Origin of the sequence: Nocardioides ferulae, from assembly GCF_003660455.1 — a bacterium.
Taxonomy (GTDB): domain Bacteria; phylum Actinomycetota; class Actinomycetes; order Propionibacteriales; family Nocardioidaceae; genus Nocardioides; species Nocardioides ferulae.
The window spans coordinates 63,177-89,279 of record NZ_QZVR01000013.1 but is presented as its reverse complement, the minus strand read 5'-3'; the positions used below and the strand labels follow the sequence as shown (position 1 = coordinate 89,279).

28 protein-coding genes are annotated in these 26,103 nt (G+C 72.9%); 6 read left to right on the top strand and 22 right to left on the bottom strand.

Annotated elements, in window-relative coordinates; genetic code table 11:
- Positions 1 to 295: hypothetical protein (locus D6B71_RS23165; protein ID WP_206051785.1), on the bottom strand; the 295-nt coding region annotated here is incomplete at its 3' end.
- Between D6B71_RS23165 and D6B71_RS14940 the strand changes: the two genes are divergently transcribed.
- Entirely contained in the window at positions 260 to 766 is a 507-nt protein-coding gene (locus D6B71_RS14940) for a hypothetical protein (RefSeq protein ID WP_206051784.1), read from the top strand. The genes D6B71_RS23165 and D6B71_RS14940 overlap by 36 nt on opposite strands.
- Positions 767 to 795: 29 nt before the next feature.
- Here the strand turns inward: D6B71_RS14940 and D6B71_RS14935 are convergent, their stop codons facing one another.
- The 6 genes from D6B71_RS14935 to D6B71_RS14910 all read right to left on the bottom strand — a co-directional run bounded on the left by D6B71_RS14935 (position 796) and on the right by D6B71_RS14910 (position 4,477).
- Positions 796 to 1,194 carry a hypothetical protein gene (locus D6B71_RS14935; protein ID WP_126688287.1) on the bottom strand — a complete coding sequence of 133 codons (399 nt, stop codon included), beginning with the start codon at positions 1,192 to 1,194 and terminating at the stop codon, positions 796 to 798.
- 382 nt (positions 1,195 to 1,576) lie between these two features.
- Complete coding sequence (locus tag D6B71_RS14930; RefSeq protein ID WP_121256422.1) at positions 1,577 to 2,116, bottom strand: DinB family protein; 540 nt, start codon at positions 2,114 to 2,116, stop codon at positions 1,577 to 1,579.
- Between the two features lie 21 nt (positions 2,117 to 2,137).
- Entirely contained in the window at positions 2,138 to 3,397 is a 1,260-nt protein-coding gene (locus D6B71_RS14925) for an RNA polymerase sigma factor (RefSeq protein ID WP_240641432.1), read from the bottom strand.
- Positions 3,394 to 3,756 (bottom strand): YciI family protein, encoded by a 363-nt coding sequence (locus tag D6B71_RS14920; protein ID WP_121256420.1) that lies wholly within the window; start codon positions 3,754 to 3,756, stop codon positions 3,394 to 3,396. The genes D6B71_RS14925 and D6B71_RS14920 overlap by 4 nt, the downstream gene beginning before the upstream one ends.
- Complete coding sequence (locus tag D6B71_RS14915; protein ID WP_121256418.1) at positions 3,753 to 4,115, bottom strand: YciI family protein; 363 nt, start codon at positions 4,113 to 4,115, stop codon at positions 3,753 to 3,755. The genes D6B71_RS14920 and D6B71_RS14915 overlap by 4 nt, the downstream gene beginning before the upstream one ends.
- Before the next feature lie 11 nt (positions 4,116 to 4,126).
- Positions 4,127 to 4,477: a YciI family protein gene (locus tag D6B71_RS14910; protein WP_121256416.1), complete on the bottom strand. Its 351-nt coding sequence runs from the start codon at positions 4,475 to 4,477 to the stop codon at positions 4,127 to 4,129.
- A gap of 161 nt (positions 4,478 to 4,638) precedes the next feature.
- Here D6B71_RS14910 and D6B71_RS14905 point away from each other — a divergent pair, with 161 nt between their 5' ends.
- Genes D6B71_RS14905 through D6B71_RS14895 form a run of 3 tightly spaced genes read left to right on the top strand, consistent with a single transcriptional unit; the run spans position 4,639 to position 6,230 of the window.
- A complete protein-coding gene (locus D6B71_RS14905) occupies positions 4,639 to 4,848 on the top strand; it encodes a hypothetical protein (protein ID WP_121256414.1) in 210 nt (69 codons plus the stop codon).
- Between the two features lie 56 nt (positions 4,849 to 4,904).
- A complete protein-coding gene (locus D6B71_RS14900; RefSeq protein WP_121256412.1) occupies positions 4,905 to 5,756 on the top strand; it encodes a DUF3097 domain-containing protein in 852 nt (283 codons plus the stop codon).
- Between the two features lie 57 nt (positions 5,757 to 5,813).
- Positions 5,814 to 6,230 (top strand): DUF4870 domain-containing protein, encoded by a 417-nt coding sequence (locus tag D6B71_RS14895; protein WP_206051783.1) that lies wholly within the window; start codon positions 5,814 to 5,816, stop codon positions 6,228 to 6,230.
- 13 nt (positions 6,231 to 6,243) lie between these two features.
- Here the strand turns inward: D6B71_RS14895 and D6B71_RS23540 are convergent, their stop codons facing one another.
- From D6B71_RS23540 to lepA, 6 genes are all read right to left on the bottom strand, one after another.
- The gene (locus D6B71_RS23540; RefSeq protein WP_121256410.1) at positions 6,244 to 6,663 is read right to left on the bottom strand and encodes a TM2 domain-containing protein; all 420 of its coding nucleotides are present in this window, start codon (positions 6,661 to 6,663) and stop codon (positions 6,244 to 6,246) included.
- 55 nt (positions 6,664 to 6,718) lie between these two features.
- Positions 6,719 to 7,945: a radical SAM family heme chaperone HemW gene (gene hemW / locus D6B71_RS14885; RefSeq protein WP_121256408.1), complete on the bottom strand. Its 1,227-nt coding sequence runs from the start codon at positions 7,943 to 7,945 to the stop codon at positions 6,719 to 6,721.
- 83 nt (positions 7,946 to 8,028) lie between these two features.
- Positions 8,029 to 9,858, bottom strand: coding sequence for an AMP-dependent synthetase/ligase (locus D6B71_RS14880; RefSeq protein ID WP_121256406.1), 1,830 nt, complete (start codon positions 9,856 to 9,858; stop codon positions 8,029 to 8,031).
- A gap of 119 nt (positions 9,859 to 9,977) precedes the next feature.
- A complete protein-coding gene (locus D6B71_RS14875; protein WP_206051782.1) occupies positions 9,978 to 10,634 on the bottom strand; it encodes an MOSC domain-containing protein in 657 nt (218 codons plus the stop codon).
- A 59-nt stretch (positions 10,635 to 10,693) separates the two neighbouring features.
- On the bottom strand, positions 10,694 to 11,611 hold the full coding sequence (locus tag D6B71_RS14870; RefSeq protein WP_240641431.1) for an aminoglycoside phosphotransferase family protein: 918 nt from the start codon (positions 11,609 to 11,611) through the stop codon (positions 10,694 to 10,696).
- 66 nt (positions 11,612 to 11,677) lie between these two features.
- Positions 11,678 to 13,555, bottom strand: coding sequence for a translation elongation factor 4 (gene lepA / locus D6B71_RS14865; protein ID WP_121256402.1), 1,878 nt, complete (start codon positions 13,553 to 13,555; stop codon positions 11,678 to 11,680).
- 110 nt (positions 13,556 to 13,665) lie between these two features.
- Here lepA and D6B71_RS14860 point away from each other — a divergent pair, with 110 nt between their 5' ends.
- Together D6B71_RS14860 and rpsT are read left to right on the top strand one after the other, a co-directional pair.
- Positions 13,666 to 14,619 carry a phosphotransferase family protein gene (locus tag D6B71_RS14860; RefSeq protein WP_240641430.1) on the top strand — a complete coding sequence of 318 codons (954 nt, stop codon included), beginning with the start codon at positions 13,666 to 13,668 and terminating at the stop codon, positions 14,617 to 14,619.
- 142 nt (positions 14,620 to 14,761) lie between these two features.
- A complete protein-coding gene (rpsT, locus tag D6B71_RS14855) occupies positions 14,762 to 15,022 on the top strand; it encodes a 30S ribosomal protein S20 (protein WP_121256399.1) in 261 nt (86 codons plus the stop codon).
- 79 nt (positions 15,023 to 15,101) lie between these two features.
- On the opposite strand, the gene holA is transcribed toward rpsT, so the two are convergent.
- The 9 genes from holA to D6B71_RS14810 form a co-directional block, all read right to left on the bottom strand.
- Positions 15,102 to 16,124: a DNA polymerase III subunit delta gene (holA, locus tag D6B71_RS14850; protein WP_121256397.1), complete on the bottom strand. Its 1,023-nt coding sequence runs from the start codon at positions 16,122 to 16,124 to the stop codon at positions 15,102 to 15,104.
- A gap of 102 nt (positions 16,125 to 16,226) precedes the next feature.
- Complete coding sequence (locus D6B71_RS14845; RefSeq protein WP_121256395.1) at positions 16,227 to 17,294, bottom strand: MerR family transcriptional regulator; 1,068 nt, start codon at positions 17,292 to 17,294, stop codon at positions 16,227 to 16,229.
- Between the two features lie 151 nt (positions 17,295 to 17,445).
- Entirely contained in the window at positions 17,446 to 19,809 is a 2,364-nt protein-coding gene (locus tag D6B71_RS14840) for a ComEC/Rec2 family competence protein (protein ID WP_240641429.1), read from the bottom strand.
- Complete coding sequence (locus D6B71_RS14835; RefSeq protein ID WP_206051781.1) at positions 19,806 to 20,771, bottom strand: ComEA family DNA-binding protein; 966 nt, start codon at positions 20,769 to 20,771, stop codon at positions 19,806 to 19,808. Before D6B71_RS14835 ends, D6B71_RS14840 begins: the two co-directional genes overlap by 4 nt.
- 99 nt (positions 20,772 to 20,870) lie before the next feature.
- On the bottom strand, positions 20,871 to 21,320 hold the full coding sequence (locus tag D6B71_RS14830) for a nucleoside deaminase (protein WP_121256393.1): 450 nt from the start codon (positions 21,318 to 21,320) through the stop codon (positions 20,871 to 20,873).
- Between the two features lie 25 nt (positions 21,321 to 21,345).
- Entirely contained in the window at positions 21,346 to 22,245 is a 900-nt protein-coding gene (locus D6B71_RS14825) for an ABC transporter permease (protein WP_121256391.1), read from the bottom strand.
- Positions 22,242 to 23,333 (bottom strand): ABC transporter permease, encoded by a 1,092-nt coding sequence (locus D6B71_RS14820; protein WP_121256389.1) that lies wholly within the window; start codon positions 23,331 to 23,333, stop codon positions 22,242 to 22,244. The genes D6B71_RS14825 and D6B71_RS14820 overlap by 4 nt, the downstream gene beginning before the upstream one ends.
- Entirely contained in the window at positions 23,330 to 24,955 is a 1,626-nt protein-coding gene (locus D6B71_RS14815; protein WP_121256387.1) for an ABC transporter ATP-binding protein, read from the bottom strand. Before D6B71_RS14815 ends, D6B71_RS14820 begins: the two co-directional genes overlap by 4 nt.
- A complete protein-coding gene (locus tag D6B71_RS14810; RefSeq protein ID WP_121256385.1) occupies positions 24,952 to 26,043 on the bottom strand; it encodes a BMP family protein in 1,092 nt (363 codons plus the stop codon). Before D6B71_RS14810 ends, D6B71_RS14815 begins: the two co-directional genes overlap by 4 nt.
- Between the last annotated feature and the right edge of the window lie 60 nt (positions 26,044 to 26,103).

Here is a 26,103-nt window from a genome sequence, read left to right as displayed (position 1 = left end):
CAGGGCACGCCCAGCAAACGGTGAGATACCCGCCGGACGGTAACCAACCGGGGGGCTCTACGACCGCCCGCTGCTCGCTCGCCCCGCGGGACGCCCCGCCTACGCGCCAGCGCACCTCGACGCCACCCTCGACCGCCTCAAGGCCCTGACCACCCGACAGCTGGCCTCGCTGCGCCCCCGCGGGAAGGTGTTCGTCCACCTCCACCAAGCCGCCCTGCAGCGCCAGGCCGGGATCGCCCGCGTCGAAGGCCTCGGCCCGATGCTCGCCCAAGCCCTCGCCGAGCTCCTCGGCCACGCCGACGTCAAGCTGCAGCCGGTCCTCGACCTCGCCAGCCGGCCGCGGGTCGATGCCTACGAGCACCCCGAACGACTCAAGGACCACACCTGGCTCCTCGCCGGAGGCGACGTCTTCCCCTACTCCACCGCCGCCAGCCGCGACCAGACCGACACCGACCACATCGTCGCCTACAAGCCACCCGCCGACGGCGGCCCACCAGGCCAGACCGGCCCCCACAACAGCGCACCATTACGCCGGCGACATCATCGTTGGAAGACCCATGGCGGCCACCGCGGCCGCGCCGCCGGCCCCGGCCGCTACCTCTGGCAGAGCCCCCACGGCCTCGCCGCGCTCGTCGACGACCAAGGCACCCACCCGCTCACCGACCAAGAAGCCGACCTCATCCTCACCGCCCCACCAGGCCTCGACATCTACCCCGAGTCCACCACCGGGGTGCACCTCGACCTCGACCTCACCGGCGGCTCCTAGCGGCGCTGACCGCGGCAGATGCGTGCGTTTCAGTCGTCGTTGTCGCTCCAGTCGGCCAATCGGCTGACCACGTTTCCCGTCTCGTCGGTGGCGACCCACTGTCCGCCGGGCTCGGGCGTGAAGCCCGCGAATGTGACGGGAGGCAGATCGTGGCTGGAGGAAGCAATCAACTCCACCCCCGAGTCGCATACGAGGAAGGGCTTGTCGTCCTCAAGTGCGAGGAGTCGCCTCTTCACGCTGTCGGGCGACTCGAACTGCACGACCTCGCTGAGTTCATCCCATTGTTCGGGTGTCATGACGATCTCCACCGTTCGCAATGCGCCCGCACCACCCGGGAAGGAGACCTCAACGCCCCCGGTCACCTCCCGCACTTCCGCCCACGTCCTCAGCGAAGCCAGGAGTCGGTCCCAGGCGGGCTCACGGTTCATGCCCCCCAGCATTCCAGTCCGAATGCGGCGGATCCGTGCGTGGTGCAGTTCGGGACCGGAGTGCGGCGCCCTCCGGAAAGGGCCTGGTGAGAGCGAGGCCGGGACTTCACTCAGCCTTTGCTCCCGGCAGTGCCGAGAACCCCTGAGCCTCCGTTACCGCTGAGATGACCGCGGGAACACCGTACAAGTCGGGGCTCCGAACGACATCCCGATATCGGCAGATCCGCGCTGGTCGCGGCAGATCCGAACGACCATTCACAGTCTCGGACCGCGACGAACATATGGGCACGGGAAGGGGGAGACGGACGGTCCGGCGGGTCGTTACGTCCGTCGATCTACGAAGCCGTCCACGCGATCGCGCGCTCCCGTGTCGGGCCACGGCCTACTGGCCAGTGCGGCCATCGATGCACTCCCGCAGCAGGTCGGCGTGGCCCACGTGGCGGGCGTACTCCTCGACCAGGTGCACGATGACGTCGCGGACTTCCAGCTCCTGGCCGTGGACCTCGACCGGGGCGTCGAGGTCCAGCCCGGCGTAGACCGACCGGGCGTGCGCGACCTCACCGCGCCAGGTCTCCCACGCTTCGGCGACGACGTCGTCGTCGGCCACGGCCTGGTTGAAGTCCAGGTCCGGGTCCTCCTCGGTGCGGTAGAGGCGCGGCAGCTCGATCTGCCCCTCGAAGACTCGACGCGTCCACGAGTGCTCCACGCGGGAGAGGTGACGCACCAGGCCCAGCAGCGACATCGTCGACGGTGGGACCGAGCGCGTGGCGAGCTGCTCGGCGGTGAGCCCCCCGCACTTGAGCTCGAAGGTCATCCGGTAGCGGTCGAGGTACTCCGCGAGCACGGCCTTCTCGCCCCTGCCGGGCTCCAGCGCCTCTCGCGGATCACTGCCGGGCTCGGCCCACATCCCGTTGTAGTTCATGCCCCCAACCAAGCAGTCGGGCTAGCGCCCCGGCAATGCAGCGCGGTCCCGTCGCTCCAGCAGGTGTGCCCGCTCCGCCTCGTTGCGGCAGAGCTCCAGCGCCTCGTCGTAGGCGACCACCGCCCGAGCGGTGTCGCCGGCGCGCGCCAGCAGCTCGGCCCGCACCGCCGCGACCCGATGACTGCCGGGGATCTCGATGCCCTCCAACGCGACCAGACCCGCCGCCGGACCGGACGCCTCCGCGACCGCCACCGCCCGCGCCAGCCTGGCCCCGGGCGACCCGGTCAGCTGGAGGAGCAGGTCGTAGAGCGCCACGATCCGCTCCCACGAGGTCTCCCCCGCCGACGGGGCGCGAGCGTGTTCGGCAGCGATCCGTGCCTGCACGACGTACGAAGCCACGAGCGGCGTCAGCGGACCGGCCAGCACCGGGTCGGCCAGCAGCGCCACGGCCTCGTCGATCTCATCGTGCCGCCATCGACCCCGGTCCTGGTCGTCGAGCAGCACCAGCCGTCCGTCGGCGTCGACCCGGGCGTCGCGGCGCGAGTGCTGGAGCAGCATCAGCGCCAGCAGCGCCACCGGAGCCGGCTCCTGCGGCCGCAGGTCGCGCACCACCCGGACCAGCCGGATCGCCTCACCGGCCAGGTCCGCACGCAGCAGGTCGGCGCCGCTGCCGGGCGCGTAGCCGGCGGTGAAGGCCAGGTACGCCGTCTGCGCCACCGTCTCCAGCCGCTCCGGCAGCGCGTCGGCCGCCAGCACACCGAAGGGGATGCCGGCGGCCACGATCTTCTTCTTCGCCCGCGTGATCCGGGCAGCGGCGGTCGGCTCGGAGACCAGGAAGAGCCGGGCGATGTCGTGGGTGCTGATGCCCAGGACCATCCGCAGCGTCAGCGCGCTGGCCGACTCGGGAGCCAGCGCCGGGTGGGTGCACATCAGCACCAGCCGGAGCAGGTCGTCCTCGACCAGGCCGCCCGGGTCTGCCATCGCGCGGAGGCCCTCCTCGCGACCAACCGCCTCGGTGACCAGCAGCGGCGCCTTGCGGTGGGCCATCGCCTCGCCGCGCAGCCGGTCCAGGATCCGCCGGCGGGCGGTCGTGAGCAGCCACCCGGCCGGGTTGTCGGGCGCACCCGAGACCGGCCAGTGCCGGGTGGCCGCCTCCACCGCGTCCCCCAGGGCGTCCTCCACCAGGTCGAGTCGGCGGAACTGCGCGAGGAGCAGGGACGTGAGCCGCCCCCACTCCTCGCGCACGACCGTCTCGAGGGCGGTCTCGGCGCCCACGATCACGCCGGCTCGTAGCCCTCGATCGTCACCGTCGGGCGGATCTCGACCGCATAGGACGCCGGCAGCAGCCGCCCGGCGGCGATCGCCGAGTCCAGGTCGGGCAGCTCGACGTCGTAGTAGCCCGCCACCTGCTCCACCGACTCGACGAACGGCCCGTCGGTGACCGTCAGCGAACCGTCGGCGTGGCGCAGCGTGGTGGCGGTGTCGGCGCCCGCCAGCGGCGCCGAGGAGATCCGCCGGCCATGCGCGTCGACGTAACGCTCGAAGGCCTGGTGGGCGTCGAAGTACTCCTGCTGCACGGCCGGCGACGCCGATGCCCAGTCGCCGGGGTCACAGGCCAGCAGGACGACGTACCGCTTCACGACGGCCGGTCGGCGGCGCTGACCGTGGGACGCACCTCCACCCCGTCGCCCAGCGCCGTGATGATCGTGCAGCAGTCGAGCAGGTCGTCGAGGTCGTCGGTCTCGATCTGGTAGAAGCCTCCGACCTGCTCGGCGGTCTCCGCGAACGGGCCCTCGGTGGCCGCAGACCCGCCGGGCCGGATCGACCTGGCGGTCGTGCTCTGCTGGAGCTCGGCACCGCCGGTGACCTTGTGTCCACGGCGGGCCAACTCCTCGCCGAAGCGGGCGTACTGGGCGTAGCCGTCCTCCCGCTCCTTCAGGCTCATCGAGGTCCACCAGCGGTCGGCGTCGCCGATGATCAGCACCACGTACTCGGTCATGGGTATCTCCTTCACTCGGCCAGGCGGCGCAGCTCGATGAACTCGCCTCGGGAGGCGAACCGCTCGCAGACGGCACGGAGGCCGGCCTCGTCGTCGGTCTCGACGAGGTAGAAGCCGACGATCTGCTCGGCGGACTCGGTGAACGGGCCGTCGGTGGCCAGCACGCCGCCCCTGCCGTCGGGACGCAGCGACGTCGCCTGCGCGGACGGCTCGAGCGGACCGGCGACGATCAGCCGGTGCCCGCCCTCGGCCAGCTCCTCGTGGAACCGGGCGTGGGACCGCATGCCGGCCTCGTGCTCGGACTCGGGCAGCTCCGCCCACTCGGCTTCGGGGGCTGGCAGCAGTACGAGGTGACGACTCATCGAGCTTTCCTCCTGGCGTTGGGTGGCCGCGGCTGCGACCTCACCACGTTGACGAGCGGAGCGGAAGGGAATCGACAGCCGCCGTCGAAGTTTCTCGCGCCGCGTTCCGCCGCCACGAGGAGCCGCGCTGGGCCGGGGAGCAAACGGGGTACCCCTGTTCCATGACGAACAGCAACGAGGAGCCGGAGCGGGCCATCAGCGACGAGCAGCTCCCCGAGGACCTGCGCCCCGGCGACGACAACCCCTTGGCCGAGGGCCTGCCGCCCGGCGAGACCGCCGACCTCGACGGCGGCAAGATCGCCGACGAGATGGAAGCCGAGCGCAGCAGCGACGACGAGCCGGAGGACGAGCAGGGCGACGGCGCGAGCTGAGCGCCGACCGGCGTGCCGTCGCCGGCCTGGGGGTGGCCGCGCCTACGGTTGCGTGGGTGAACGACCGCTACGGACCCGACGTGCTCTCGACCGACTGGCGCGCCCCCAAGCGCGGCCGTGCCGTCGAGACCCCCGCCGAGATCGGCGCGGTGGTCGAGGAGGTCACGACCGACTGGTGCGGAGAGATCGTCGCGGTCGACCGCGACCTCTACACCGTCACCCTGGAGGACCGCCGTCAGCGTCGGCGCACCTTCCCGCTCGGGGCCGGCTTCCTGCTCGAGGGCAAGCCGGTCATCCTGACCCCGCCGGTCCGGGCGAGCGCCCCCCAGCGCCCCACCCGCACCGCCTCCGGGTCGATCGCCGTCCACGACGCGAAGGCGCGCGTCGCGCGCGCCAGCCGGATCTTCGTCGAGGGCCGCCACGACGCCGAGCTGGTCGAGCGCGTCTGGGGCGACGACCTCCGCGTCGAGGGCGTCGTCGTGGAGTACCTCGGCGGCGTCGACGACCTCGCCGACCACCTGGTCGACTTCCGGCCCGGCCCGCAGCGCCGCGTCGGCGTCCTCGTCGACCACCTGGTGCCCGGCTCCAAGGAGGCGCGCATCGCCCAGGGCATCGCGCGCTCCCCCGTCGGCAAGCACGTGCTCATCGTCGGCCACCCGTTCGTCGACGTGTGGGCGGCGGTGAAGCCGGACCGGCTCGGCATCCCGCGCTGGCCCGAGGTGCCCCGTCAGCTGGAGTGGAAGAAGGGCGTGTGCCAGCAGCTCGGCTGGCCGCACCGTGACCAGGCCGACATCGCCCGCGCCTGGCAGCACATCCTTTCCAGGGTCAACTCCTACGCCGACCTCGAGCCCGCGCTTCTCGGTAGGGTCGAGGAGCTGATCGACTTCGTCACCGGCGACGTAGCCTGAAGGTCACGCGAGGGGGGCACCCGCGTCGGCGGGAGGCCCGTGTGCAGAGGAGCCCAGATGAGCTATCCCACCAGTCCCGGCATGCCCTACCCGCCCACGCCCGGCGGTCCCACCCCCGACGAGAAGACCTGGGGAGGCGCCGCGCACTGGAGCGCCCTGGTCGGCGCGTTCGTCGCGATGGCCTTCCTCGGGCCACTGGTGGTGCTGCTCGCCAAGGGCAACACCTCGCCCTACGTGCGGCGCCAGTCGGTCGAGTCGCTGAACTTCCAGCTCTCCATGCTGATCTACGGCTTCGTCGGCGGCATCGTGGGAGCGATCCTCACCCTGATCACCTTCGGCATCGGCATCCTGCTGGTGCTGCCGCTCGCCCTGGCCTTCGGCGCCTTCTGGCTGGTCTTCACGATCCTGGGCTCGGTCAAGTCCGCAGGAGGCGAGGAGTACCGCTACCCGCTGACCATCCGGATGGTCAGCTGACCCACGCCGGACCTCAGGTCCGCAGCAGCCGCCCGTCGGCGTCGGTGGAGTCGGTGGCGAGCATGATGATGCCGTCGATGAACGGCCACAGCACGCCGATGCCGCACGTCACGATCGCCACCACCAGCTGAGCCACGCCGATGCTGGTGTGCCCGGTGTAGAACCGGCCGATGCCGATCGGGATCAGGATCTGCAGCAGCCCCGCGACCAGCTTCGACTTGTCGGAGTAGGGGATGCCGGTCACCGGGTGCACGCCGTAGGGCGTCATCGGGCCGACGCCGTAGGCGCCGGGTGCGGGCTGGCCGTTGGGCTGCTGACCGTAGGGCTGCTGACCGTACGGCTGCTGGCCGTAGGGCTGCTGGCCGTAGGGGTCGCCGGCCGGCTGCTGGCTGTTCGGGTCGTAGGGGTTGGGCTGCTCGGGACCCTGCGTCATGGCAGCAGCCTAGGCCCCCGGTCACCCCGCGGGGTGCTTGGGGACGAGACGTGGGTCACGGCACGAGGTCGCGCACCACCGCGTCGGCCAGGAGCCGCCCGCGAAGAGTCAGCACGAGGCGGCCGCCCTCGTCGGTGAGCAGCCCGCGACCCACCAGGCCGGGCACCGCCGCCAGCCCCGGCGCGTCCAACACGGCCGGGTCCAGCCCTTCGCGCAGCCGCACCTCGAGCAGCACCCGCTCGACCCGGCGGGTCTCGTCGTCGAGGACCTCGCGGGCGAGGGCGGGGCTGCGGTCGGCGGCCAGCCGCGCGGCGTACGCGGTGGGGTGCTTGACGTTCCACCAGCGCACCCCGGCGACGTGCGAGTGGGCGCCCGGACCGACGCCCCACCAGTCGGCGCTGGTCCAGTAGAGCAGGTTGTGCCGGCACCGGCCGGCCGTGTCGCGCGACCAGTTCGAGACCTCGTACCAGCCCAGTCCGGCCGCGCCCAGCCGCTCGTCGACCATCGCGTACTTGTCGGCCAGGTCGTCCTCGTCGGGCATCGGCAGCACCCCGCGGCGCACCTGGCGGGCCAGCGCGGTGCCCTCTTCCACGATGAGCGAGTACGCCGAGACGTGGTCGGGCGCGCAGGCCAGGGCCGCCTCGATCGACGTGGCCCAGTCCGCCTGGCTCTCGCCCGGCGTGCCGTAGATGAGATCCAGGCTCACCTGCTCGAAGCCCGCCGCTCGGGCCTCGGCCACCACGCCGGGCACGCGGAGCGGGTCGTGGGTGCGGTCCAGCACCCGCAGCACGTGGCCGACCGACGACTGCATGCCGAAGGAGAGGCGGGTGAACCCGGCCTCGCGCAGGCGGGCCAGGTAGCCGCCGTCCACGCTGTCGGGGTTCGCCTCGGTGGTCACCTCCGCCCCGGGAGCCAGACCGAACTCGGCATCGATCGCGGCGAGCACGGAGCCGAGGTCCTCGGGGCTCAGCAGCGTCGGCGTGCCGCCGCCGAAGAACACCGTGTCGACCGGCACGTCACGGTCCCCCAGCACCCGCCGGGCCCGCCGGACCTCCGCGACCGCCGCGGCGGCGTACGTCGATCGGGAAGCGCCCGGCGCCCCGCCCGCCGGGCCGAGCTCGGCAGCGGTGTAGGTGTTGAAGTCGCAGTAGCCGCAGCGCACCGTGCAGAACGGCACGTGCACGTAGAACCCGAACGGTAGGGCGCCCACCGCGGCCAGGGCAGGCTCGGGCAGTGCGCCGTCGTCGGGCACGGGGTCGCCCGGAGGCAGCACGGAGGGCATGGACCCAGTCTCTCAACCCTCCGGATGCGCCACCGCCCCCGTCCGGAGCGGACGGGGGCGGTGCCGGCTGCAAGCAGCGCAGATCAGGCGTAGAGCGCCTCGATCTGCGCCTGGTGGTTCTGCTCGACCACGTTGCGCTTGACCTTCATCGAGGGGGTCATCTCACCGGACTCGATGGTGAGGTCGTGCTCGAGGAGCTTCCACTTCTTGATGGTCTCCCACCGGTTCAGCCTCGAGTTGAGCTCGTCGACGTAGCCGGCGACCATGGCCTGGACCTCGTCGGTCTTCACCAACTCTTCGTACGACAGGCCCTGCTTGCCGTGCTCCTCGGCCCACATCGCCAGCGCGTCGGGGTCGAGGGTGATCAGCGCGACGCAGTAGTTGCGATCGTTGCCGAAGACCATGAACTGGCTCGCGTAGGGGCAGACCGCCTTGAACTTGGCCTCGATCGCCGAGGGCGCGATGTACTTGCCGCCGGAGGTCTTGAACAGGTCCTTGATCCGGCCGGTGATGCTCAGGAAGCCGTCGGCGTCGAGGCTGCCCTTGTCACCGGTGCGCAGCCAGCCGTCCTCGGTGAGGGTCTTCGCGGTCTCCTCGGGCAGGTTGTGGTAGCCGTCCATGACCTGGGGGCCACGCACCAGCACCTCGCCGCTCTCCTCGTCGATCTTCACCTCCGACCCCGGGAAGACCAGGCCGACGGTTCCGAACTTGTAGTCCTCCGGGTGGTTCACGAACGCGCCGGCCGAGGTCTCGGTCAGACCGTAGCCCTCGAGGATCTTGATGCCCGCGGCGTGGAACCACTCGGCGATCTCCTGGTTCAGCGCGGCAGCGCCGGAGATGAAGAAGCGGACCCGGCCACCGAAGCGCTCGCGCACCTTGCTGAAGACGAGCTTGTCGAACAGGCCGTGCTGGAGCTTCAGCAGCGGCGGGACCGACTTGCCCTCGCGCTTGAGCCGGTCGACCTTGGTGCCGACCTCGAACGCCTTCTTGAAGATCTTCTCCTTGGCGCCGCCCTCGGCCTCCTGCATCGTGACGATCTTGCCGTGCGCCTTCTCGAAGATGCGCGGCGCGGCGCCCATGAACGTCGGCTTGACCACGCCCAGGTTGTCGACGATCCGCTCGACCCGGCCGTCGACCGCGGTGGCGAAGCCGCACGCCAGCTGGGTGGAGAGCAGGACCTTGCCGAACGAGTGGGCCATCGGCAGCCACAGGAACTGCAGGTCGGTCTCGTCGAGGATCCGCTGCGACTCGATCGCCGCGCCCTCGTAGACCCACGAGCGATGCCGCAGCCGGACGCCCTTGGGGCGGCCGGTGGTGCCGGAGGTGTAGATCAGGGTCGCCAACTGGTCGGGGGCGATCGACTTGGCGGTCTGCTCGATGACGTCGGGGTTCTCGGCGAGGTGGGCGGCGCCGAGCGCGGCCAGGTCGTCGAGCCCGATCACCCAGCCGTCCGGCCCGTCGGTCGCGCCGTCGATCACCACGACCTTCTCGAGGTGCGGCAGCTCGTTGCGACGAGCGCGCACCTTGGCGACCTGCTCGTCGTCCTCGGCGAAGACCACGCGGCATTCGGCGTCGCCGAGGATGTAGGAGGTGTCCTCCTCGATCGTGGTCGGGTAGACGGTGGTGGTGGCCGCGGCGGCACACATGATCGCGAGGTCGGCGAGGATCCACTCGTAGCGGGTGTTGGAGATGATGCCGACCCGCTGCTCGTTCTCGATGCCGAGCGCGAGCAGTCCGGCCGCCAGCGCGGAGACCCGGTCGCCGGTCTCCCGCCAGGTGACGGACTCCCACTGCTCACCCACGGGGTAGCGGTAGGCCTCGGTGTCCGGGGACTTCGCCACTCGGTCGAGGAACTGGACCGCCACGTTGGGGGCGAGGTGGTCGAGGAAGCTGGTGTCGCGATTGACGGGCATGGCACTCCTGCGCTGAGAACGGCCGACGGTGGTTCCTGGTCGGTAACCTACGTCACTTTGCCATGCCGGGTGAGGTTTGGGTCACAGATCTCAGGGATCGCGACCCGACTCCCACCGAGTCAGGAGACCGGAGCCTGAGCGGGCCCTGACCTGCGGCGGACGGTATCCGACAGTTCGGGCACCTCGAGCACCCGCGGGAGCAGGTGTCGCTCGGTGGTCAGCGCTCGGAAGACCATCGCCACGGTCACGTCGTGGTCGGGCCGGTGCTCCACCGCGACGGGATCGCCCATGGCGACGACGCCCTCCTCGAGCACCCGCAGGTAGGGTCCCGGCCGCCCTTCGGCGGTGAACCGCTTCACCCAGGCGGTGTCGTCGTAGCCGGTGAGCCCCATGAAGCCCGCGAAGACGCGGCATGGGGTACGCACCTTGGCCACCTCGAGCAGTGCTGTGCCGACCCGCCACCGCTCCCCCACCAGCGCGGCGTTGACGTCGATGCCGACCGTGGTGAGGTTCTCGCCGAAGTGCCCGTCGGGCACCGGCCGACCCAGCGCCCGACCCCAACGATCCAGGTCCTCCCGGGCGTAGACGTAGACCGCGTTGTCCAGACCGCCGTGGTACTTCTGGTCGCAGACGCTGTCGCCGGCCAGCCCGGCGCGCAGCACGCGGACGGGAGCATCGACCGGCTGTTTGCGGATCGCGCTGCGGCCGACCCGGCCGGTCCAGGGGCCGGTCTCGGGCCGACCGACGTTCACCGACAGCACACGCGCGTTCTCCACCCGCCGAAGTGTGACAGGTCCAGCCCCCGGCCGCCGACCGAACAGACGGGTCAAGCCTGCTAGCCCTGGACTGCCTTGGCGATCGTCACGCACCTGGTCAGCAGCTCTTCGGTCGAGGTCCGGCGCCGGGCTCCGGGCGGGTCCTGCAGCCGGCCCCAAGCCAGGCGCAGCACCCGGACCACCACCCAGCCGCGCGCCCGCTCCTCGTCGAGGCCACCGACGTCGACGAGGGTCTCGAAGCGCAGCCGGACGCCGTCGCGCACGCTGCGGGGCGCCGCCACGAGCTCCGGCCAGCGGTTCCAGAGCATCGGCGCCACCTCGAAGTGGGGATCCCCGCTGAGCGGCTTGGGGTCGATGGCCAGCCACGGCTCACGGTCGCCGGCCAGCACGTTGCCGTAGTGCAGGTCGGTGTGCAGGAGCCGCCCGTCGGTGGCCTCGTCCGATGCGAAGCCTCGGGCCAGCGCCGCCGCCTGGTCGACGAGGCGTCGTGGCACCGGAGCGTCACGGGGCAGCGCCGCCAGCTCCTCGCCCCAGCGCGCCGCGTCCGAGGACAGCCTGCGCAGCTGCGGCGGCGCCGGCACGTGCAGCCGGCGGTAGAGGCCGCCCACCACCTCGCACGCCTCGACGTCCCACAGGTCGGCCAGGTCGGCGGTGGACAGCCGTTCCAGCAGCAGCGCCGAGCGGCGCGGGTCGGCGCGCAGCAGCCGCACCGCGCCGTCACCATGCCAGTGCTGGAGAGCCAGGTGCTCGTGCTCGGCCTCCGGGTGCGGCCACCCGACCTTGAGCGCCGCCGCCGCCCCGTCGGTGGCGCGGACCGCGAGCACCGCCGCGCAGAAGCCGTGCGCCATCTCGCCGTCGGGGGTCAGCTCCCACTCATCGAGCAGCTCGCGCAGCAGGCCGGGAAGCCGGTCCAGGAACGCGGCGAACTGCGCGCCGCGCGCGGCGTACGCGAGGAAGGAGGGTGGGACGACGAGCACCACCTCATCCCACCAGACACCGCCGCGACCTCGGGCGGGCCGCCCAGGTGGCCGCCGGCTCGGGGCCTACTTCTTCTTCTCGCTCGGCTGGGTGGTCGACAGCGCGGCGACGAACGCCTCCGGCGGCACCTCGACGGTGCCGATGTTCTTCATCCGCTTCTTGCCGGCCTTCTGCTTCTCCAGCAGCTTGCGCTTGCGGCTGATGTCGCCGCCGTAGCACTTGGCGAGCACGTCCTTGCGGATCGCGCGGATGTTCTCGCGGGCGATCACCCGCGCCCCGATCGCGGCCTGGATCGGCACCTCGAACTGCTGCCTGGGGATCAGGTCCTTCAGCTTGGTCGCCATCATCACGCCGTAGGAGTACGCCGCGTCGCGGTGCACGATCGCCGAGAACGCGTCGACCGGCTCGCCCTGGAGCAGCACGTCGACCTTGACCAGGTCGGCGGCCTGCTCGCCGGAGCGCTCGTAGTCGAGCGAGGCGTAGCCCTTGGTGCGCGACTTCAGCTGGTCGAAGAAGTCGAAGACGATCTCGCCCATCGGCAGGACGTAGCGCATCTCGACGCGGTCCTCGGAGAGGTAGTCCATGCCCTGCAGCGCGCCGCGCTTGGCCTGGCAGAGCTCCATGATCGTGCCGATGTAGTCGGACGGGCTGAGGATCGTGGCCTTCACGACCGGCTCGCGCACCTCGGCGATCTTGCCCTCGGGGTATTCGCTGGGGTTGGTGACGGTGAACTCCGAGCCGTCCTCCATGACCACCTGGTAGACCACGTTCGGCGCGGTGGAGATCAGGTCGAGGTCGAACTCCCGCTCGAGCCGGTCGCGGGTGATCTCCATGTGCAGCAGCCCGAGGAAGCCGATGCGGAAGCCGAAGCCCAGCGCGCCGGAGGTCTCCGGCTCGAAGGTCAGGGCGGCGTCGTTGAGCTGCAGCTTCTCCAGCGCCTCGCGGAGGTCGCCGAACTGGTCGCCGTCGATCGGGTAGAGCCCCGCGTAGACCATCGGGTTCGGGTGCTTGTAGCCACCGAGCGCCTCGGTGGCGCCGTGGTTCTGGGTGGTGACCGTGTCGCCCACCCGGGACTGGCGCACGTCCTTCACGCCGGTGATCAGATAGCCGACCTCGCCGACGGCGATCTCGCCGGCCTTGACCTGCTCGGGGCTGATCACGCCGATCTCGAGCAGCTCGTGGGTGGCGCCGGTCGACATCATCTTGATCCGGTCGCGGTGGGTGAGCTTGCCGTCGACCACCCGGATGTAGGTGATCACGCCGCGGTAGGTGTCGTAGACGGAGTCGAAGATCAGCGCCCGGGCCGGCGCGTCGGCCACGCCGACAGGGGGCGGGGTCTGCTTGACGATCTCGTTGAGCAGGCCCTCCACGCCCGCGCCCGTCTTGGCGCTGACCCGCAGCACGTCCTCGGGCTCGCAGCCGACCAGCCCGGCCAGCTCGGCGGCGTACTTCTCGGGGTTGGCGCCGGGCAGGTCGATCTTGTTCAGCACCGGGATGATGTGCAGGTCGGCGCCCATCGCCAGGTAGAGGTTCGCCAGCGTCTGAGCCTCGATGCCCTGCGCGGCGTCGACCAGCAGGACCGCCGCCTCGCACGCCTCGAGCGAGCGCGACACCTCGTAGGTGAAGTCGACGTGGCCGGGGGTGTCGATCATGTTGAGCACGTAGGTGCCCGGCTCGGCGCCCTCGGCGTTGCCGGCCGGCACCGTCCACGGCATCCGCACGGCCTGGCTCTTGATCGTGATGCCGCGCTCGCGCTCGATGTCCATCCGGTCGAGGTACTGGGCGCGGGCGGCACGCTCGTCGACGACCCCGGTGAGCTGCAGCATCCGGTCGGCCAGCGTCGACTTGCCGTGGTCGATGTGCGCGATGATGCAGAAGTTGCGGATGACCGCGGGGTCGGTCTGGCCGGGCTGCGGCGCGGCGGAGGGAACCTGGCTGGTCACGGACGTCTCTCGTTGTCGGGCGGGGAGGGGCCATTGTTCCACTCCGACTCCCGGGCCACGAACTCCCGGGACCGGCCCCGGCACCGGGGGCCATGCGCCAGGATGGGCCGGTGATCCCGACGACGATCCCCCACGGCCGCACGGCGCGCCGCCTGGAGTGGAGCTTCCTGCCGCCACACCTGCGGGCGGAGGTGGAGAGACGGTGCGGGTCCCCCGTCGTCGCCGCCGACAGTCGGCAGGCCGGGTTCACCCCCGGTTTCGCATCGGTGCTCCACTGCGCCGACGGGTCGCGCCACTTCGTCAAGGCGGCCTCGGTCAAGGCTCAGCGCGCGTTCGCCGAGGCCTATCGCGAGGAGGCCCGGAAGCTGGCGGCGCTGCCGGACACGGTGCCCGCGCCCCGCCTGCTGTGGACCCACGACGCCGACGACTGGGTGGTCCTCGGGATCGAGCACGTCGAGTCCCGTGCCCCGCAGCGTCCGTGGACCGCCGCGGACCTCGAGGCCACCCTGGACGCGCTCGAGGTGGTCGCCGAGTCGCTGACCCCGCCACCCGCGGCGCTGCGGCTGCCGCCGATGTCGGAGGAGTTCGCCGACTGGCCGGGGCTCTGGGACCGGCTCCGCGACTCTCCGCCCGACCTGCCGCACCTGGCGGAGCGTCTCGAGGACGCCGCGGCCCTGGCCGCCCGGTTCCCCGAGGTCTGCGGGGGCTCCACGCTGGTGCACACCGACGTGCGCGACGACAACGTTCTGGTCGACGACACCGGCCGGGTGCAGCTGTGCGACTGGAACTGGCCCGTGCTCGGCGCCGACTGGGTCGACACCGTGATGGCACTGATCGGCCCCCGAGGCGACGGCGTTGACGTCGACGGGGTGCTCGGCCGCCGGCGCCTGGTCAAGGACGTCCCCCCGGCGCACATCGACGTCGCACTGGCTCTGCTCGCCGGCTACTTCCTGCTCCAGTGCCAGCAGCCCGTCCCGCCCACGTCCCCGCACCTGCGTGAGGCGCAGCGCTGGCAGGGCGAGGTCGTGTGGCACTGGCTGTGCGAGCGCCGCGGCTGGCTGTGAGACATCACCGCCGACGGATTTGGGAGCCCCAGCAGCGCGCTGCTAACCTAACTCGTCGCACGTCTGGCGCTGGCTCCTGCCCCGCGCGCCGACGCACCCGATCATCTGAGCAGCACCCCACACCTACGACGAAGGCGCAGTAGTGGCGAACATCAAGTCCCAGATCAAGCGCAACAAGCAGAACGAGCGCCGGCACGAGCGCAACAAGGCGGTCAAGACCGGCCTGAAGTCTGCTGTTCGCCGGTTCCGCGAGCTGGCCGAGGCCGGTGACAAGGAGGCCGCCACCGCGGCCGCCCGCGACGCCTCCCGCAAGCTCGACAAGGCCGCCTCCAAGGGCGTGATCCACAAGAACCAGGCCGCGAACCGCAAGTCCGCGATCGCCAAGAAGGCCGCCTCGCTCTGACCTCGCACAGCTGAAGGCGCCGTCCCGGTGGGGCGGCGCCTTCTCCGCGTGTGCGGGCTGTGTGACCGCGGGGCGGTGGTCAGCGACCCTCGCGCAGTCCGGTGACGGTCAGCACGAGGCGCTCGAGGGTGTAGGAGGGGTCGCTCGCCGCCCCCTTGATGTCGGCGTCGGCCTGGGCGACGGCGCGGATGGCCCGCCCCAGCCCGCCCTCGGACCAGGCCCGCGACTGGTCGCGGATCGTGCGCAGCTTCCATGGCGGCACCCCGACCTCACGGGCCAGGTCGGCCTCGCGCATGCCTCGCGGCGCGCCCTTGTAGCGGGCCAGCCCACGGGCCCCGCCGGCGAACGCCGAGGTGACCAGCACCGGGGCGGTGCCGGCGTCGAGGGCCCAGCGCAGCTCCTCGAGCGCGGTCTCGCGACGACCCGAGAACGCCGCGTCGGCGACCGCGAACGACTTCGCCTCGGCCCGGCCGCCGAAGTAGCGCTTGACCTTCTCGACCGTGAGCGCCTGGCCGAAGAAGTCGTTGGTGAGCTGGTGGGCCGCCGCCGCGAGCGAGCGGAGGTCGTGCCCGACGGCCTGCACCAGGAACGTGGCGGCCTCGCCGTCGATGCTGCCACCGTGGCCACGCACCTCGGCCGCCACGAACCCCGGCACCTCGGAGGCCTTGAGCTCCCCCGACTTCGACTCGGTGACCGTGTCGAGCTTGCGCAGCTTGTTGAGGACGCCGGTGCCCTTCTGGCCGCCGCTGTGCACGAGGACCAGCGCGACGTCCTCGACGGGCGCCGACGCGTAGGTGAGCAGTCCGTCGACCGACTCCTCGGGGAGGTCCTCGAGGCGGCGCACGACCACGCACCTGGTGCTGGAGAACAGCGAGGGCGCCGACATCTCACCCAGCGTCGCCAGGGTCACCTCGGAGGCGGAGGCCTCGGACAGCTCGGCCTCGGGGTCGTGGCCGCGCACGGCCTCGCGGACCGCAGCCACCGTGCGCTCGCCGAGGTACTCCTCCTTGCCGGTCACCAGCGTGACCCGACCGAGCACCTGCCCGGCGGTGGGCCCTGAGCTGGAGCCGGGACGAGGACCGGAACGGGACGGGGCTGCCATGGTGCGCCAAGCCTGCCACAGCCCCCCGACACCCCGCCGACCCGTCAGTGCTTCCCACGGACACGCCGGGTCGCGAGGAACGATCGACGGGTCGCCTCCGCGTCAGGGCGCGCTCGGCACGTCCACGACCACGACCGCGTGGTTGTCCGGGGCACCGGCCGCTTCGACCGCTGCGGAGACCCGATCGACGGCCTCCTCGACGGTCCCGGCGGTCAGCAGCCGGGTGAGGGCGTCCGGCTCGAGGACGGCGTGCACCCCGTCGGTGGTGAGGACGAAGCGGTCGCCCGGCCGCGCGTCGTACGACGCCAGATCGGGCTCGGCGGACCCGCCCGGGGCGAGAGCCCGGTTGAGCAGTGCCCGGTGCGGGTGCACCCGGGCCTCGTCCTCGGTCAGCCGGCCCTCCTCGACGAGCGCGGCGACGAGAGTGTGGTCGCGGGTGAGCCGGTCGAGCCCGGTGTCGCGCAGCCGCAGGACCCGCCCGTCGCCGACGTGGGCGACCCAGGCTCGGCCCTCGGTGAGCCAGAGCAGGGTCACGGTCGTGCCGTCGTGGGGCGAGTCGGATCGGCCGCCCAAGGCTGCCTCGGCAGCCGTGACCGCGGCCGCGAGCGCGGTGGCCGGCCCCATGGAGACCGTCGGCGCGTCGAGCGCCTCGCGGGCTGCTGCCAGTGCGGCGTCGGCCAGACCGGGGGTGGCACCGAAGCCGTCGGCGACGGCGAAGAGCCAGGGGGCCTCGAGCACGGCGTCCTGCTGGGACTCCCGGGCTCCCTGCCCGATGCGAGACGCCGACTGCGGCGCGTCGAGGGCGGTGGGCGACGTGGGGGGTGGTGCCATGGCCTGGTCCTCCGGTTCGAGGTCGCGGAGCAGGGCCGTGACCAGGGCTCTCCGGCTCACGGTGTCGGCCTCGACCTGTCGCCAGAACGCCGCGACCTCGATGGCCGCTTCGCCGGGACCGAGCGCGACCACCCGACGGATCCGGGCCAGCGGCATGCCGACCAGGCGCAGCCGGGCCACCAGCCGGGCGGCCTCGAGCTGCTCGGGGGCATAGCGCCGGTAGCCCGTTGCCGTGTCGACGTCGGCCGGGCACAGCAGCCCCAGCTCGTCGTAGAGGCGCAGTGCCTTCGGCGTGAGCCCGGTGGCGCGGGCGAAGTCGCCGATGCCCATCAGGTCCATGAGGTCATCCTGTCCTGCTCCCCCGGCGACGGTCGCCGGTGAGCCAGACGATGGGTCCTCCCCCAGGGGCAAGGTCAACAGCCGTCACGGTGACTCGCCAGACGTTCCGCGACACGCCGCGATCCTGCGGGAATCCCTGACCGGTCGGCGATCAGTGGTGGACCTCAAGCTGCCCGGGGACGCCGCTGACGACGACGTCGCCGTCGAGGTCGGTGCGGTGGACGGCGGCCCCGGCGCTCTCGAGCGCGTCGAGCACGGTGCCGGACGGGTGACCGTAGTCGTTGTCGGCACCGACCGAGACCAGCACCGCAGCGGCGGAGAGCGACGCCAGCCAGTCGAGGTCCTGGTGGCTGCTCCCGTGGTGCGGCAGCTTGAGCACGTCGACGGCCAGGTCGGGATAGGCGGCCGCGAGGCGGGCCTGGGCGGGCGGCTCGACGTCACCGGTGAGCAGCACGCGGACGCCGCGCACCTCGGCGAGCAGCACGACGCTGTCGTCGTTGGCCCGGCTGCCGTCGCCGGGACCGGCCACCGGCTCGGGCGAGGTGGGCCACAGCACCTGGAGGCTGACGTCACCGACGGTGCGGGTCTGGCCGTAGGGCGCGATGGTCGGGCCGAGGCCGGCCTCGAGCGCGGTGTCGAGAGTCTCGTGCACGCCGCCGGCCGGGTCGAGGCGGGAGGTGGTCTCGATCGCCACGACCTCACGCCCCTCGAGCACCCCGGGCAACCCGTCGACGTGGTCGGCGTGGAAGTGGGTGAGCACCAGCAGCGGCACCCGGGCGACATCGAGCCGGTCCAGGCACTCGTCGACCGCTGCCGGGTCGGGGCCGGCGTCGACGACCACGCCGGCCCCGTGGCCCGCGTTGAGCACCAGGGCATCGCCCTGCCCCACGTCACACATGGCCACCACCCAGGCCGCGGCCGGCCACCCGGGGCTGGGTGGCCGCAGTCCGACCACCGCGGCGGCGACCAGGCAGCAGGCCACCCCGACGCTCCGACGCCCGAGGAGCCACGGGCCGCCGACGCCGATGACGACCGTGAGGGCGGTGAGGGCGGCCAAGGCCACGGGGCCGGTGCCCCAGTCGATCGCCGCGGTGGGAAGGTCGGCACCCCAGCGAGCGACCAGCACGATCCAGCCCACGCACCAGCCGGCTCCGGTGCCGACGACCTGGGCGACCGGATCGGAGACGAGGCCGAGCAGGCCGGCGAGCAGGCCCAGCACGGTGGCCGGGCCGACCGCGGGCGCCGCCAGGAGGTTGCTGGCCACCGCGACCAGGCTCACCTCGCCCGAGAGCGCGGCCACCACCGGCGTGCAGGCCAGCTGCGCGGCGGCCGGCACCGCGATCGCCTCGGCCGCCCACCGGGGCAGCCACCGCGCCAGCGCGTCGCGCCACGGCGGCCCGAGCACCAGGATGCCGGCGGTGGCGAGCACGGACAGCGCGAAGCCCGGGCTGACCGAGAGCGAGGGGTCGGCGAGCAGCAGGACGACCACCGCCACCCCGAGCGTGCGCAGGCCGCGGTCACGGCCGTTCACCCCGAGGCCGACCAGGGCGACCGCACCCATCACCGCCGCACGCAGCACGCTCGGCTCGGTGCGGGCCAACAGCACGAATCCGGTGATGCCCAGCGCCCCGACCAGATAGGTCCATCGCCCTCGCACCCCGCACCACCGGCCGACCACCAGCAGCGACCCGACCAGCAGGGTCAGGTTGGTGCCGGAGACCGCCAACAGGTGGGTGAGGCCGGTGGTGCGGAAGTCCTCGGCCAGGTCGGGGCCGACCGCGGCGTCGTCGCCGACCACCAGCGCCGGCACCAGCGCCCGCTGTTCGGCGGGCCGGTGCGCGACGGCCTCCCGCAGCGAGCCGCGGACGGCGCCGGCCGCGCGCCACCACACGTCGGGCGGGGCCCGCACCGTGGGCTCCCCCTGGGCGACCAGCACGGCGGCCAGGTCGCCGTCGTCGGCCTCGTCGAGACGCCCCGACGCCTGCACGGTGCTGCCCAGCGCCACGTCGGACCAGGCAGGGTCCGCGATCACCAGCACCGGGGTCGCGAGGGCGTACGCCGCGCCCCGGCCGTGCACCCGCCGGACCTCGGCCCGCAGCAGCACCCGCTCGGCGAACCCGCCGACGAGGGGCCGCGGGTCGGAGGTCACGGTCGCCTCGACTGTGACCACCGCCCGCTGCTCGGCCAGCGCGGCGACCGGGTTGCCGGCGACCTGGTGTTGACGCACCAGCGTGACGGACACCGCGGCGGCGAGCACCAGCAGTGCACCGAGCGCCGTCGCCGTGCCCGTGGACCGCCACGGCCGGCCTCCACCGCGGGCCCTGGGGGCCCGGCGCAGGCCGACCGCCGCGACGGGGGTCAGCGTGGCCACGACGGCCGCGGCGACCCAGGTGGGCAGCAGCCAGGCGACGAGGGCACCGGCCCACGCGACGGCCCCCAGCAGCGGCATCCGCAGGTCAGGCCCGGGCTCTCCGGGCTCGGCGATCGCCGAGCCCGTCTCGGCCGGGACCCTCACACCGTCACGTGGGGGGCGATCTGCGCGAGCGTGACCTCGCCGATGCCGTCGACCTCGAGCAGCTCGTCGACCGCGGTGAAGCCGCCGTGCTGGTCACGCCAGGCCAGGATCGCCTGCGCGGTGACCGGTCCGACCTCGGGCAGCGACTCCAGCTGCTCCGCGGTGGCGGTGTTGAGGTTGACCAGCGCGGCCGGCGGCGCACCCGGAGCCGCGGTCGCGAGGGCCGACGGGGCCACCCCGGCCGGCACCGGCGCCCCCACCAGCACCTGCTCACCGTCGACCAGCAGTCGGGCGAGGTTCAGCGACGACAGGTCGACTCCGGGCCGGGCCCCGCCGGCCGCCTCGAGGGCGTCGACCACCCGCGACCCGGCGGGCAGCACCGCGATGCCGGGGCGGCGGACCTTGCCGGCGACGTCGACGGTCAGCGTGGTCGGCTCACCGGACGCCGGCGGCGTGCCCGGGGCGTTCGCGGCTCCGCTCGCCGGAGCCTCGTCCGGCAGCGGCACCAGCGCGACACCGGAGCCGGCCGGCGCGGCCACCGGGGCCGTCGCGACCCCGGTCGCGTCGCCCCGGACGATCCACCAACAGGTGACGCCCAGGCCGAGCGCCACGAGCACGGCGAGCACCGCGACCTGGGGCGCGCCGAGCGCCACCCGCCCCCGCAGCGTCGGCGGCACCGCGTCGGCGATCCGGCCGCGGCGCCGGGCGGCGTGCCGGCCGGGCACCGGGATGACCGCGAGACCCGCGTCGGGCTGGTCGACCGACGGCGTCTCCGCCCAGGGTGACGGGCGCACCCGGGTGTGGTCCTCCCACCACTCCGAGCCCGTCGCCGGGTCGGGGTCGTCGACCTCGGGCTCCTCGGCCGGCGCCGCCGCCCGCACGGCGGCCAGCTCGGCGCCGAGCAGGGCCAGCCGCCGGGAGACCGCCTCCTGGTGCGCGGGGCTGGGGCGTCGCGATCGCATGCGTCCACGCTAGGGAGCCGGACCCGGGCCCGGCAGGGGTCGACCGCGACCTGTGGAGGAGCGCCGCGACTCGCCGCCTGTGCACCACGGGCTGGGCGGCTATGCCTCCACGCCGATGTCCTCGTTCCACAGCTCGGGGTTCGCGGCGATGAAGGAGCCCATCATCTCGACGCAGTCCGGGTCGTCGAGGACCACGACCTCGACCCCTCGCCGGCGCAGCAGCTCCTCGCCGCCCAGGAAGTTGCGGTTCTCCCCGATCACGACCCGCGGGATGCCGTAGAGCAGGATCGCGCCCGTGCACATGTCGCAGGGCGACAGCGTGGTCACCATCGTCGAGCGGGCGTAGACCGAGGCGGGGAGCCTGCCGATGTTCTCGAGGCAGTCGGTCTCACCGTGCCGGATCGCGCTGCCCTGCTGGACGCGTCGGTTCCGCCCGGTGCCGAGGACCTCGCCCTCACGCACCAGGGCCGCGCCGATCGGGACGCCGCCCTCGGCCAGGCCGCGGCGGGCCTCCTCGAGCGCGTGGCGGAGCAGGTCGTGGTCGTTCATCGGATCTCCCTTTCGAGTGCTCGGGTCAGGCACGGCGGTGCGCCTTGAGGTAGGAGCCCGGGTAGCGCACGCTGCGCCCCCAGACGGCGAGCGCGACGATCACCGCGAGGTAGGGCAGGGCGAGCATCAGCTCGCGCGGGACGTCGCCGAAGGCCGGCGTGATCGCGAGCTGGAGCTGCAGGGCGTCGGTGCCGGCGAAGATCAGCGCGCCGCACACGGCCGGCCACACCCGCCAGCGAGCGAAGATCACCAGCGCGATGCAGACCCACCCGCGGCCGTTGATGATGTCGAGGGTGAAGCTGCCCAGCACGCTGAGCGTCAGGAACGCGCCGCCCACGGCCATGAACGCACCCCCGACCATCAGCGCGGCGTACCGCACCCCGCTCACCGAGATCCCGGCGACGTCCGCGGCCTCGAAGCTCTCCCCCACGGCGCGCAGCCGGTATCCGGCACCGGTCGACCGCAGCACCCACCAGGATCCCGGGGCGAGCACGAGGAAGGCGACGTAGGTGAGCCAGTGCTGGTCGAGCACCTCGACGCCGGGGAGCAGCACGTCGAACTTCGTGTCGAGGGTGGGCCGCTCGCCGGCGTAGAGCATCCGGAAGGTGAACTCGCACACCGCGATCAGCAGCAGGGTCAGCCCGAGCCCGGAGACGTGCTGGTTGAGCCCGAGGGTGACCGCGAACAGCCCCATCAGCACGCCGGCCACCACCCCCGAGGCGACGGCGGCGAGCAGGCCGAGCCACGGCGAGCCGGTGCGCAGCGCGACCAGGAAGCCGACGAACGCGCCGAGGTACATCGTCCCCTCGATGCCGAGGTTCAGCACCCCGGTCCGCTCGACGACGAGCTCGCCCACGCCCGCCCAGATCAGCGGGGTGGCGATGGTGAGCATCGCGCCGAGCAGCGCGAGCAGGTTGAGGCTCATCCGGTCTCCTGGGCGGGTTCGGGAGTCGTGGCGGGCCTGGGCCGTCGCCACTGGACGCGGTAGCGCCGCCAGCTCATCGCGGAGAGCACCGCGAGCATCAGCAGCGCGCTGAAGATCGCCCCCAGCTGGGTCGGCACCTGCAGCACCAGCGACACGTTCTGCGCGCCGACGGAGATGTCGCCGAGCAGCAGCGAGACCAGCAGCACGCCGATCGCGCCGAGCCCGCCGAGGGTCGCGACGATCACGCCGGTGTAGCCGTAGCTGTTGCTGATGCCGCTGGTGAGCTGGTGCTGGACCCCCATCACCGTCGAGGCGCCGCCGAGGCCGGCGACACCGCCGGAGACCAGGGCGGCACGGAACTGCACCCGGTCGACGTCGATGCCGCTGAACGCGGCGGCCTGCGGCGCCTGGCCGGCCGCCCGGACCCGCACGCCCGTGGCGGTGCGGGTCAGGACCACCCCGGCCACGAGGATGACCGCCAGCGCCACGGCGAAGCCCCAGTGAACCCGGCTGTCGGGGATCAGCGGCGGCAGGTCGAAGCCGCTGCCGAGCCGGTCGGAGTCGGTGAAGCCGGTCGCGGAGTTGCGCCACGGGCCGTTGAGCAGGCCCTGGACGACGAGCAGCGCGACCGGGTTGAGCAGCAACGTGGTCACGACCTCGTCGATCCCGGCGCGCCGCTTGAGCCAGGCGGGCGCCAGTGCCCACACCGCCCCGCCGACGGCTCCGGCCACGAAGCCGAGCGGGAGCGCGACCGGGGCGGGCAGGTCGGCCCACGTGGTGCCGACCCAGGTGGTGCCGACGGCGCCGAGGAGGAACTGGCCCTCGGCCCCGATGTTCCAGTAGCCCGCCCGGAACGCGATCGCCACCGCGATGCCGGTGAACATCAACGGGGTGGCGGTGAGCAGCACCTCGTGGAGCCCGTTCACCGAGCTCAGCGGCGTGAGCAGGTAGCGCTCGAACGCGGCCACCGGGTTCGCGCCGGCGAGGCGGATCGGCAGCGCGGTCAGCGCGACGGTGACCGCGACGGCGACCAGCACCGCCGTGGGGGCCACCCAGCGCGGCTCGCGACCGCGCAGGACGAACTTCACGTCGCCACCTCCACTCCGGTCATCATCAGGCCGAGGCGCTCGCTGCTCGCCTCGGCGATCGGCAGCTCGCCGACGATCCGGCCGCGGAAGAGCACCGCCACCCGGTCGCACAGCCCCCGCAGCTCGTCGAGGTCCTCGGAGACGACGAGGACGCCGGCGCCGCGGTCGCGCAGCGCGGCGAGCTGTTCGTGCACGTAGGCGTAGGAGCCCACGTCGAGCCCGCGGGTCGGCTGCGCGACCACGAGCACCCGCGGCTCGCGCACCAGCGACCGGGCCAGCAGCACCTTCTGCATGTTGCCGCCCGACAACGTGGCCACCGGGTCCCCGGGGCGGGCCCGGATGTCGAAGCGCTCGATCAGCTGCTCCGCGTGGCGGCGCACGGCGCCGCGGTCGAGGAGGCCGCGCGAGGTGAACCGGGGCAGGTCCTCGAGGACCAGGTTGTGCTCGACGCTCATCTGCGGCACGAGGCTGCCGCGCCGGTCCTCGGTGAGCCGGCCCAGCCCGGCCGCGAGTCGGGTGGCCACGTCGGCCCGGGTGAGGTCGCGCCCGGCGACGTGCACGGTGCCGCTCGAGGCGGGGCGGACCCCGGCCAGGACGTCGACCAGCTCGGTCTGACCGTTGCCGGAGATCCCGGCGATCCCGACGATCTCCCCGGCGCCGACGGTCAGCGAGATGCCCGAGAGCAGCGCGCGGCGGCCGGTCGAGACGCCCAGGTCGGTCAGGCGCAGCACCGGCTCGGGCCGCGCCTCCGCGGGGCCGGCCGTCGGCCGGGTCTCGACACCGAGCCCGACCGCGCCGCCCACCGGGTCGGCGACGGCGCCGGCGCGCGACTGCGACGGGCCGGCCGGTGCGGCCGCGGCCGACGCCGCGCCGCCCATCATCAGCGCGGCCAGCTCGGCCTCGTCGACGCTCGCGGTGGGACGGTCGCCGACCATCCGTCCGCGGCGCAGCACCACGACCCGGTCGGAGATCTCCGCGACCTCGCGCAGCTTGTGCGAGACGAACAGCACGCCGAGCCCGTCGGTGCGCAGGCGCGCGATGGTCTCGAAGAGCGAGCGCACGTCCTGCGGGGTGAGCACGGCGGTGGGCTCGTCGAGGATCAGCACCCGGCAGTCGTGGAAGAGCGCCTTGACGATCTCCACCCGCTGCCGCTCTCCGATCGAGAGCGTGGCGACCAGGCGCTCGGGCTCGATCTGCACGCCGAGGCGCTCCATCGCCGCCATCACCCGTCGCCGGTTGGCCGCCGCGTCGACCCGGCCGAGGCCGACCGCGGACAGCGCGACGTTCTCCGAGACGGTCATGGTCTCCACCAGCGAGAACTCCTGGGTGACCATGCCGATCCCCGCGCGCATCGCATCGCGGGGCGAGCCCAGCTGCACGGGGCGGCCGTCGACGCGCAGCTCGCCGGCGTCGGGGCGCACCAGCCCGTAGGCGATCTTCATCAGCGTCGACTTGCCGGCGCCGTTCTCGCCCAGCATCGCCACGACCTCGCCGGCGCCCACGCTCAGGCTGACGTCGTCGTTCGCGACGAGGTCGCCGAAGCGCTTGGTGACCCCGGCCAGCTCGAGCAGGGCACGCCCGCGGGCCGGGTCGGCGTCCGCGCCCGCGCGCTGGGGGGTCACTGCTCGGGAACCTCCACGGTCGAGACCTTGATCGAGCTGCCCGGTGCGGACTCGTCCACGGGCGTGACGAAGCTGCCGTCCATGATCTGGCCCTGGCGCTCCTCGACGCGGGCCAGCAGGTCGTCGGGCACCCCGCCGACGACGTCGGTGTTGATCGGCGCCAGGTCGCTGCCGCCGACCTTCATGAACGAGAACTCGCCGAGGTCCACCGCGGCCGGCTCGCCGGTCGCCTGCTCGACCACCGCGTCGACGGTGGGGCGCATGTTCCACAGCAGCGAGGTCAGGACGTGGCCGGGGGCCTCTTCGTGCTGGTCGACCATCATCCCGATCACGGGGATGTCGGCCTCCTCGGCGGCGGCGATCACGCCGTCGCGCTCGGCGAACAGCACGTCCGCGCCGGCCGCGACGTGGGCCTCGGCCGCCTGCTTCGCCGCGGCGGGGTCGAAGAAGGTGTTGATCATCGAGACCTTGACCGTGGCCCGGGGGTTGGTCTCCTTGACCCCCATCACGAACGCGTTCACGATCCGGTTGACCTCGGGGATCGGCATCGCGCCGACGACCCCGATGGTGTCGCTCTTCGTCAGCCCGCCGGCCAGCATGCCCGCGAGGTAGGCCGGGTCCTGCAGCCAGTTGTCGAACACGCTCATGTTCGGCTCGACCGGCTCCTCGCCGGAGCCGAACGCGAACGGGATGTCGGGGAACTCGGCGGCGACCTTGCGCACCGCCTCCTCGGCCGCGAACGCGTCGCCCATGATCGCGTCCGGGCTCTCGTTGCCGGCGATGTCGCGCAGGGTGCGCTCCATGGCGTCGGAGGTGTTGACGTTGTCGACGTGCTTGTACTCGATCTCCCCGTCCTCGGCGGCCGACTGCAGCGCCGCGTGGATCGCCCCGTCCCACGGCTCCTCGAGCGGGGTGGCGAAGACGCCGTAGATGAGCGGGGCATCGGAGTCGCCGCCGTTGGAGGCGGTCTCCTCGCCGGTGGTGCCACCGCAGGCGGCCAGCGAGGCGGCGAGGGCGACGACCCCCAGACGGAGGGCGAGTCGCCGGACGGGACGGCCTGCTCGGCCGCGGCGGGAAAGGGTGGTCATGAGGCACCTCCAGGGGGTGGTGGTCGAGCGTGATGGCAGTCAATCGCCGTCGACCCGCGG

Bases quoted from the DNA above. Each gene is read 5' to 3' on its own strand.
- D6B71_RS14880 (WP_121256406.1), bottom strand. From the start codon at position 9,858: ATGCCCGTCAATCGCGACACCAGCTTCCTCGACCACCTCGCCCCCAAC.
- D6B71_RS14835 (WP_206051781.1), bottom strand. From the start codon at position 20,771: ATGCGATCGCGACGCCCCAGCCCCGCGCACCAGGAGGCGGTCTCCCGG.
- D6B71_RS14940 (WP_206051784.1), top strand. From the start codon at position 260: ATGCTCGCCCAAGCCCTCGCCGAGCTCCTCGGCCACGCCGACGTCAAG.
- D6B71_RS14930 (WP_121256422.1), bottom strand. From the start codon at position 2,116: ATGAACTACAACGGGATGTGGGCCGAGCCCGGCAGTGATCCGCGAGAG.
- D6B71_RS14825 (WP_121256391.1), bottom strand. From the start codon at position 22,245: ATGAGCCTCAACCTGCTCGCGCTGCTCGGCGCGATGCTCACCATCGCC.
- D6B71_RS14905 (WP_121256414.1), top strand. From the start codon at position 4,639: ATGACGAACAGCAACGAGGAGCCGGAGCGGGCCATCAGCGACGAGCAG.
- D6B71_RS14935 (WP_126688287.1), bottom strand. From the start codon at position 1,194: ATGAACCGTGAGCCCGCCTGGGACCGACTCCTGGCTTCGCTGAGGACG.
- D6B71_RS14915 (WP_121256418.1), bottom strand. From the start codon at position 4,115: ATGACCGAGTACGTGGTGCTGATCATCGGCGACGCCGACCGCTGGTGG.
- D6B71_RS14810 (WP_121256385.1), bottom strand. From the start codon at position 26,043: ATGACCACCCTTTCCCGCCGCGGCCGAGCAGGCCGTCCCGTCCGGCGA.
- D6B71_RS23540 (WP_121256410.1), bottom strand. From the start codon at position 6,663: ATGACGCAGGGTCCCGAGCAGCCCAACCCCTACGACCCGAACAGCCAG.
- D6B71_RS14895 (WP_206051783.1), top strand. From the start codon at position 5,814: ATGAGCTATCCCACCAGTCCCGGCATGCCCTACCCGCCCACGCCCGGC.
- hemW (WP_121256408.1), bottom strand. From the start codon at position 7,945: ATGCCCTCCGTGCTGCCTCCGGGCGACCCCGTGCCCGACGACGGCGCA.
- D6B71_RS14830 (WP_121256393.1), bottom strand. From the start codon at position 21,320: ATGAACGACCACGACCTGCTCCGCCACGCGCTCGAGGAGGCCCGCCGC.
- D6B71_RS14910 (WP_121256416.1), bottom strand. From the start codon at position 4,477: ATGAGTCGTCACCTCGTACTGCTGCCAGCCCCCGAAGCCGAGTGGGCG.
- D6B71_RS14845 (WP_121256395.1), bottom strand. From the start codon at position 17,294: ATGGACCTGATGGGCATCGGCGACTTCGCCCGCGCCACCGGGCTCACG.
- holA (WP_121256397.1), bottom strand. From the start codon at position 16,124: ATGGCAGCCCCGTCCCGTTCCGGTCCTCGTCCCGGCTCCAGCTCAGGG.